Below are 1328 nucleotides of genomic sequence, written 5' to 3' on the forward strand. Positions count from 1 at the left end.
ACAACCGGAGTATGACTTCGATGTACCCGTACCGCCCCTAGTCACTCGCCTCTCTCGATCATCGGTGCGGGAAGCTCTGATACAGCTAGGGCAGCTCCGTGGGTCAAGTCTCGGAGGTAAACCCATGACCGTTGAGCTGTTCTATTGCGGGGAATGTTTCGACGTATCGGACGGAATCCTCGGCGTGCAGGTCAGTAGGGGCCAGAGCACAGTGGCGTGGCAGAGGTTTGGGTGGATTGATGAGTCCGACGGCATCACCGAGGATGCTCTGATCACCAACGCACCACCCATCACGTTTGATGCTGCCGCGTACGACCGCGCCCTGGATGATGCTCAAGCCGCCCTGGCCAGCTTTTTCCGCCGCAGTCGGTAAAGACAAGCAGCTCAGGCATGAACTGTCCGATCAGGGATCCCCAGCCGGACCAACCCGACGCTGTACTGACTATTGACCCCGCCAATCACCCGTTCAAAACCCCGCCATCTTGGCGAAAAGTCACACCATCTGAGCCAATCCGCACAGTTGCGTTGAGGTGTACCCAAACGCAACAACTTCGGAAGGTGGCAAAACCCGTCTGAGCGACGCGAATGGTCGTGGCACTTCCGCACTTGGGTTTTGCTACCACTACAGAGCCGCTATATGCCCTCCTAAGCGTCGCGAAACCTCCCAGTGCACAACGGGTCGGAGCTGACCAAGCGGGCGTTGAAGGGTTCGTGCGCCTCCTGACCCCCTGTGCACGGCACAAGCTCCCCTCGCTTCGCTGCTTGTCCCGCACACGCCTGGACAGCAGGAACCAAGGGCCGCCTGCGCACACCCACCACCGTCACCGAGGCGGGCCAAGTCCCTCACGTGGTTGGTGGATGTGCACAGCCTCCGATTTGTTCGGACGGCTTACGGATTTGTTCGGCCGGCTTACGACTATCAGGCGCGATAGGGTGCCGGACGGCTTTGGGGTCATCCATCTGTGGGCGGGTGGAGCCCGAAGGGTGGAGCTCAAAGCCGTCCACCTGTGGGTGAGTTCCGACGTTCGAAGCGTTGGGTTTCTTCACCAACTGTTAAGGAGTAGTGCCTTGTTGAGGGGTCCTGTGCTGCTGATTCCTTCCGTAATACTGCGTGCGTGCCCATCCCGTTGTTTCGGAGCATCGAATGGTTGTTATCAGATCACGCGAAAGTCGTCATTCGTCTTACCATGTGCCGGGGCTGGCTAAACTTTGCCCCTGTAAGATCCCGCAAGTCATCACTCGCACACCTCATTGGGAGAACTTCCATGACCACCGCAAACACGCCCCACGCGGGCACCCGCACCAATGTCCAGAAAGCAGCCCTCGCC

At 59.1% G+C, this 1328-nt stretch carries 1 protein-coding gene; it reads left to right on the forward strand.

All coding sequences use genetic code 11. The features are described 5' to 3' along the window. Positions 1-124 precede the first annotated feature (124 nt). Complete coding sequence (locus CXQ97_RS05575) at positions 125-373, forward strand: hypothetical protein (protein ID WP_104179819.1); 249 nt, start codon at positions 125-127, stop codon at positions 371-373. Positions 374-1328: the final 955 nt, after the last annotated feature.

The organism is Arthrobacter sp. B0490, from assembly GCF_002929355.1.
Lineage (GTDB): Bacteria > Actinomycetota > Actinomycetes > Actinomycetales > Micrococcaceae > Arthrobacter_D.

Bases quoted from the DNA above. Each gene is read 5' to 3' on its own strand.
- CXQ97_RS05575 (WP_104179819.1), top strand. From the start codon at position 125: ATGACCGTTGAGCTGTTCTATTGCGGGGAATGTTTCGACGTATCGGAC.